6 protein-coding genes are annotated in these 7,315 nt (G+C 44.6%); 2 read left to right on the forward strand and 4 right to left on the reverse strand.

Features of this window, described 5'->3' with window-relative positions:
- Positions 1-195 precede the first annotated feature (195 nt).
- The 3 genes from QUA10_RS11890 to QUA10_RS11900 form a co-directional block, all read right to left on the reverse strand.
- The gene (locus tag QUA10_RS11890; protein ID WP_333082768.1) at positions 196-963 is read right to left on the reverse strand and encodes an ATP-binding cassette domain-containing protein; all 768 of its coding nucleotides are present in this window, start codon (positions 961-963) and stop codon (positions 196-198) included.
- Between the two features lie 124 nt (positions 964-1,087).
- Positions 1,088-1,966, reverse strand: a complete 879-nt coding sequence (gene glyQ, locus QUA10_RS11895; RefSeq protein ID WP_333082767.1) for a glycine--tRNA ligase subunit alpha — start codon at positions 1,964-1,966, stop codon at positions 1,088-1,090.
- 112 nt (positions 1,967-2,078) lie between these two features.
- Entirely contained in the window at positions 2,079-4,424 is a 2,346-nt protein-coding gene (locus tag QUA10_RS11900) for an NACHT domain-containing protein (protein WP_333086259.1), read from the reverse strand.
- A 182-nt stretch (positions 4,425-4,606) separates the two neighbouring features.
- Between QUA10_RS11900 and QUA10_RS11905 the strand changes: the two genes are divergently transcribed.
- The gene (locus tag QUA10_RS11905; protein ID WP_333082765.1) at positions 4,607-4,777 is read left to right on the forward strand and encodes a hypothetical protein; all 171 of its coding nucleotides are present in this window, start codon (positions 4,607-4,609) and stop codon (positions 4,775-4,777) included.
- Between the two features lie 80 nt (positions 4,778-4,857).
- A complete protein-coding gene (locus QUA10_RS11910; RefSeq protein WP_333082764.1) occupies positions 4,858-6,087 on the forward strand; it encodes an Rpn family recombination-promoting nuclease/putative transposase in 1,230 nt (409 codons plus the stop codon).
- A gap of 174 nt (positions 6,088-6,261) precedes the next feature.
- On the opposite strand, the gene QUA10_RS11915 is transcribed toward QUA10_RS11910, so the two are convergent.
- The gene (locus QUA10_RS11915) at positions 6,262-6,549 is read right to left on the reverse strand and encodes an NfeD family protein (protein WP_333082763.1); all 288 of its coding nucleotides are present in this window, start codon (positions 6,547-6,549) and stop codon (positions 6,262-6,264) included.
- Positions 6,550-7,315: the final 766 nt, after the last annotated feature.

The raw sequence follows: 7,315 nt of genomic DNA on the forward strand, positions 1-7,315 counted from the left end.
AAATCACAAATGCCAACATTAAACAACATTCCCAAAGCTAATATCTGACTGTCTCTCTCTCTAGCAATCCTCAACAACTTGTAAACTTCTCTCTTTCCCTCTTATCTTCTCTTTCTCTGCGCCCTCTGCGCCCTCTGCGGTTAAAACATCCAAATTAATTACGCAACCCGTTGCAGAAAGTGTTTTTGAGCTTGTTTACCATTCTTGTTGGGCTTCTGCTTCTGCTTGGATTAAATTTTGCCGCAGTTGCACCCAATTTATTTGATGAGATGGCAAATCTTCGATCAGCTTTCCGCGCTGTAAATGCAGAATTCGCGTGCTAAATTGCTCGGCTAATTCTAATTGATGGTTGACCATTACAATGGTTGTTTGGCCGTTTGTTAGCTGTGTCAATACTTGCAAAAGGTGGGCGGCTTTTCCTGCGTCTAGGGCGGATGTTGGCTCGTCTAAAAGCAAGATTTTTGGTTGCAGGATGATGCCGCGGGCGATCGCCACGAGCTGTTTTTGGCCTGTGGAAAGCTGGAATTCGCTGCGATTGAGCCATTCTTGGGGTATATGCAGTTGTTCGATCGCCCTGCTAATTCTCTCAGCAATGTTTGATGAAGTCACGCCCCGCAGCTTCAAAGGATAAGCCAATGCTTCTCGCACCGACATTCCCAAAAGCTTGGATTCTTGCAGGATGAGGGTGATTTGTTTGCGGAGTTCGATCGCAGGTATTTGGCGATATTCTGTATTTTCCAGATAAATCGAGCCGCTGGTGGGAGTGCTGAGCCGATTTAGCAACCGCAACAGCGTTGTTTTGCCGGCACCTGAAGGGCCAACAATTGCCACGCGAGATCCCTTGTGTACCTGAAACGATATATTTTCCAACAAATGACTTGAGGCGATCGGTGTTTTCAAGCTTACACCGTCAATTCGCAGTTGAGGATTTGTTTCTGTATTATTTTCCGAATAATTAGGCATTGAATTAATTAAAAATCTAAAAAACCGGATACCCAGATCCCGACTTCTTTAACAAGTCGGGGATCTAACAGCTAAATTAATCCGTGTATCCGTGTCCGAATCCGTGTCGTGCCATTTTTCCTGCTCAAACTTTTACAGATTTTTCTAAAGGAAAACCCAGCTTTTCGCGCTGTTCCAAATAAAGCTGAGCAACTCGCCTCGCCAAGTTACGAATTTTGGTGATATACCGGGTTCTTTCCGTTACAGAAATCACACCTCTAGCGTCGAGCAAATTGAAAGTGTGAGAACATTTTAGCACATAATCAAGACTAGGCAAAACCAATCCTTTTTTTGTCAATTGTTCGGCTTCTTGCTCGTACAATCCAAATAGAGTAAACAGCAATTCGGGATTGGAAGCTTCAAAGTTATAAGTACACTGTTCTATTTCTCCTTGCAGGTGAACGTCGCCGTAAGTGATGCCATCTTTCCACTGAATTTTCGTCATCGCATCGACTTCTTGGAGATACATTGCGAGGCGTTCTAGTCCGTAGGTAATTTCAATGGAGACGGGGCGACAGTCAATGCTACCGCACTGTTGAAAGTAGGTAAATTGGGTGATTTCCATACCGTCGAGCCAGACTTCCCAGCCGACGCCCCAAGCTCCGAGGGTAGGCGATTCCCAGTTGTCTTCTACGAAACGAATGTCGTGGTCTTCAGGGCTAATTCCTAATGCTCTGAGGGAGTCTAAATAGATGTCTTGGATGTTGGGAGGAGAGGGTTTAATTAAAACTTGATATTGATAGTAATGTTGGAAGCGGTTGGGATTTTCGCCGTAGCGTCCGTCGGTGGGGCGGCGACAGGGTTCGATGTAGGCGACTGACCAAGGTTCGGGGCCAATTGCTCTGAGAAAGGTGTGGGGATTCATGGTTCCTGCACCTTTTTCTGTGTCGTAGGATTGGGCGATCAGGCATCCTCGATCGCTCCAGAATTTGTTTAAGGTGGCAATGACTGATTGAAAGTTCACTGGTTTAAATATGGTTAGCGAGTGTCTAAGCTTATTTAAGCATACTCAAGGCACGGTTTATTCAAATAAATCATAGCGAAATTATATAAGACAGGATTCATAGCGAATTGCCCTACTCTGCTTTTTCCTGTTGGCGTTTTTCGATTTCGGCGATCGGTAGTAACATTCTCTCAAGAACTGATTCCCATGTTTTTAGCGAGATTTTTACTGCCCTTTCTTTACAAGCTATTACCATTTCGTTTGCATAGAGATAATTTAATAATTCCCCTTCGGTTCTAAATATTGCTTCCCATTCTTGCTGAAGACTTAAACTTTCAGCCCATACTTGGAAAACCCGATCTACAAAACATCGAAGTAGATTGTAGGATTCTCGGTCATAAACGTCATAAACTCTCTCAATTTTTGGAGTTTCAATTTCTAACATCTGAAGATTTTTTATTAAAATTTCAAAATCAACAACACTAAAAATTTCTAATTCATGAATGATAGGCACCATTTCTTGAGCTAAATAAATAACTTTATTCTGAGGGCGCTCGCGATGGCGAACTAAGGTATCGAACTTTCTCAATACCTCATTAATATCGTCAGAATGTGCTATTCTATCAATTAATCTTGAAAGGTAATTCATACATTCTCCCAGAGCCATATTATGGATAATATCTGGAGACAATGCACAAGCTATGTACATAGCTGCCGCTCTTTTTATAACAGGTTTAAAATCTCCTGTTGCTTTATTTGTTGAGGAATGTACCCAGTTCAACCAAGCCGTAAGTTTACCAACGGCGCTCAATCTTTGGACGGCTGATTCCATGTTCAATATTAGAATACTGGCATCATCCAACATTTCTGTAGTCAAAAAAAATACTTCTTTCCATTGATTCTCATTAACATGATGAGCTAGTGCTTGCAATGTTGCTTTGTCTTGTGAGTCACGACTGTGAATCTTTGCAAAGGAGTAAGCAGTACAATATTCTTGAAACGTCAGGTGTGAAAATGACCAAACCTTCTGACTTCGCTCAATCAACAATCCATGCTGCGCTTCCATCGCCCTCAAAACCGATCGACTATCCCGCTGCCCAATCCCCAAAAACTCCGCAATATACTCCTCAATTTCTGCCTGCTCAAATAGCACATATTGCTCTTTTTCAAACTTCTTCACTGCCAGAAAGCTCAATAATTCTAGCTTTCGCTCCACTGACAAATCGCGATAAATCTCATCCCGTTCAATCTCCCGCGACTTGTCCCACTTCTCCAGCAGCAACTCCAACCCCTCTTCATAAAGCTTGGAACGCTTCGAGTAAAACTTTCCCTTGTGGTGAAACACCGCACAAGTCAAACTCAGCAAAATCGGCGTAATTGCTAACTCCCGAATCGACTTATTCTCCTCCAAAAAGAGCAGCCGCAGAAACTCCTCCGCTTTTGCCAGTCCCCCCGACTCATCCCCCATCACCGCCTTATACCAATGTTGGGCAAAAGCCCGCGCCTGCGTTTCATTAAAATCCGCCACCTCCACATAATCAAACCGCTCAAACCGCGATTCCTGACTCTGCGTTCGACAGGTCACAATTACCTGCACCTGCGGATAAGTGCGAGCAAACCGCTTGATTTCCTTGGCGATGTTCTTCCCATCTTCTCCCGTCACCTCATCCAACCCATCCAGCAGCACCAGCGCCCGACCTCGATTTAACGCCAATTGAGTTTCGGCATCCGATAACCGCCAGCACCGTTCTAGATAACGCTCTACCGAGTAGGCAACCTCACGCCCATCCTCGACAAAATCTCGCAGTTTAATCAAAACCGGAATCCGGTGCGCTTGTAAGTTCCCTGCGTTGCACTCCATCACCCCTCGCTGCAAATACGTGGTCTTTCCCGAACCCGGTTTGCCCACTACCATCAGGTTCGCATTCTTTGCCAGCACGTCTAAACCTGATACCCGTTTTCGCTGTTTGCCCAAACCAATGCGATCCAAACTGCGGTAGCTGGGATTTTGGCTGAAGTCCTGCCACAAGTCATCCAATTCCGATTTACGACTACTACTGAGTTCCTCCAGAATATTGACATCCACAAACAAGTCACCCAACGGCAGGCAACGATCGATTTCCCAAAGTGGCATAGTGCCGTGCAACCGTTGGATGTCATCGTGGAGGCGCGATCGTACCTGCTGAACCAACGCATCAACAGGATCTTTGACGCTCTCCGCAGGCAGATTTGACAGTGAACTCGCTGGTTTACGTTTCTGCAGCTCCTCTAAATAGCGCCGTAACTCCCTTTCTTTAACAGGACCCGGATCGTTGATTCCAAACTTTTTGTAAACCCCTGTTAGCCGCGTACTAACAACGCTTTCAGTTGTATCAAGCTCAATGGCAATTTGCACCTTATTTTTATCTTGACCAAATAGCCGCAAAAAAACAGCTATCTCTAGGTCAGTCAGCTTTTTCGTGCCAGCGATTTCGGTCAAGAAGTCATGAGGAAAGGGCATTACGAGCAAACGAGCAAAGGGTACACAGATAGTTTAGCTACTTTTTTTGCCCGAAGCCAGTCTAAGTCAGGTTAAATCAGCCTAAGTCAGTCAAGTCAGTTTAAATAACTCTCAATTCTAATTGTTCCAATGGATTTAAGCATTAAAAAAAGGTGATTCTAATGTCTAAATCCAACAAAAAGAAATGGCTCAAAGTAATCGAGTTTACTGTAGTGGGTGTTGCCACCTGGCTCAATCCCCAAGCAGGATTTCTGCTCTTTCTGCTCCGGCTGTGCTTTCAAATCTTGGCTGCGTTGCAGAAAGATGAGGAGAGTGAAATAGATAAAAGCTAAATGCTAAACGAGTAGATTGAGAAAACATTGTCGTTGCCGATCGCCGAAATCGACAAGCGAAAATCTGAAAAAATGAGTGGATGCGATCGCTACTCAAACTATCGAGCGATCGCATTTACCAATCTTGGCATGGTATAGTACCCATCTTCGATTCGCATCGACAACTCATGAAAACAGACACCATTTTCTACAGCCTGTTTCAGGAATTTCCCAGCTTCTTCTTTGAACTGATCGATCGCCCTCCAGACGAAGCCACCGCCTATGAATTCACCTCCCGCGAAATCAAACAACTGGCATTCCGCATCGATGGGTTATTTCTCCCCACAACCGAAGAATCTGAAAAACCATTTTACTTGGCTGAAGTTCAGTTTCAACCCGATGCCGACTTGTACTACCGCATCTTTGGCGAACTCTTTCTCTATCTGCGACAATACAAACCACTCAATCCTTGGCGCGTGGTTGTCATCTATCCCAATCGTCGCATCGAACACGAACAGATGCTGCAATTTCAAGAACTCTTAACCAGTCAGCGCGTCCAACGGATTTACCTCGATGAATTGCCAGAAGCCGCAGATCGATCGCTCGGAGTGAAAGTTGTTAAACTGGTAATCGAGCCAGCAGAGACTGCAGCAGAACAAGCACGGCATTCGATCACAATGGCCCGACAACAGTTGTCCGATCCAACCGTTCTACGCGATTTAATTAACCTCATCGAAACAATTATCGTCTACAAACTCCCCCAAAAAAGCCGCGAGGAAATTGCCGCCATGTTGAATTTAAGCGAACTCAGACAAACTCGTTTTTACCAGGAAGTCAAGCAAGAAGGTTTAGAAGAAGGACTCGAACAAGGTAGGCAGGAAGGTGAGCGGCAGGCGAAGTTAGAAGCCATTCGTCGCACGATCGGGCTGGGGATAAATTTAGATACGATCGCGCAATTATTAGATTTGTCTCTGGAATTTGTTCGGCAAACAATTAACAAAATCCAACGGGAATCGATGTCACTCCCCGAACAAAATATCGACTCATTTATCGAACTATTAACTCAGCAGCGATCGCTCTTCTCTGCAGAAGAATTAACCGAACTAGCGCAGCTAATTGAACCCTTATCCGATGAGAGCGATGTCCTTTCAGAAGCGATTTCATCCTGGGCTGAAAATTACCCTTCAATTCAGGAAGCTCAAGCCCAACTGCTCGAACCACTACCGCCGGCTAAGGCATCAGAAAAAGCAGCAGTCACCCGAGAAACTAGCGAATCTCAACTCCGCGATCGCCTCAACAAACAAGCTCTCAAAAATGCCATTTTATTGTAGCGCGATCTGCCGTATCTCTACTGGCAAATAAACTGAGGCAGATATTGCTGTCTTGCGTCAGGTGTTGAGTGGAAGCGATCACTAAATTGCCACTAAAAAACAGAATAGTCAGAACCCCGACTTCTTGAAGAAGTCGGGGTTCTGACAGTGAAAAAGTTGAGATTACTTTCTAGTTTAGTCTGCGGGAGCGAGGGAAACTAACAGAGTGATGTTGTCAACGCCGATGACATAAACGGTGTCTCCCGGTGTGAGGGTGATTTGGCGATCGCAACGTGCGGGCCACCAGCTACCTTGAAAGCGGACGCGACCTGTTTGATTCGGGTAAATCGATTCATCGACGACTGCTTCTTCGTTGAAATAGTTAAAATTGGTGTTCACGTAATTTTTGATGAGCATATTGTTAGGGCCGCTGTATCCTTGGGTAGAGAAAATCGAGCCGAAAGCTTTTACTACGTTGAACATGATATTTACTCCTGTGGTGTTAAAATATGTGGATGTGTAATTGTCTGTTTATGCTATTTGAGAGGCTGCATTTCCTCGGTTAAGATTGATTGCCTTGATATTTCATTGTTCCTGCCTTCCGTCGTTCTATCAGGATAAAAGGCCAAGAATTTTTGAAATGTTGAGGGGATTTGAGAAGCGGTTGCGGGGAGTATAAATCCAGTAATTCGAGGTATTGAATTAAGGATTTCATGGTTGAGTAGTTTGTCGGATTTACCTTAAGGGTAGATGTGGTTAGCTACATTAGAGATTGTCTGATTCCGCATTACTGCTGCTGTGAAAATGTTTTATTTTTGGGTTTTATGTTTTGATTGCGTTGTGACTCACTTGCTTTACATTTACTAATTTGCCAGGAGTCGAATATCTTTGGTGCGATCGCCAGTCCACTTTCCGAGTCTGGTACTGGCACAGGACACTTTCAAACCTGCAAACAACGATTTTGCAAAGGTTTCTGCCTACCTATCAGGCTGGTAGCTGTGCCAATTTAGCCAAGTGGACTACCGCAAACAGTGAATTATGAACTTACGCCGTCTCGATCGCCCAATCCGGAATATCCATACATATCTAGTCCGTAACTTACACACCAAACCCCTAAAAACCCCGTTGCTGACACCCTGTGCGCCATTAGGGGCCCGTAAGCGGATCTATGATAGGGTTTGCTGAATAATTGATCGCAGACCACTAGCAGGAGCGATCGATATATTCAAGGTGAGTTAAATATAAGTTT

It is taken from the genome of Microcoleus sp. Pol8_D6, from assembly GCF_036700965.1.
Lineage (GTDB): Bacteria > Cyanobacteriota > Cyanobacteriia > Cyanobacteriales > Microcoleaceae > Microcoleus.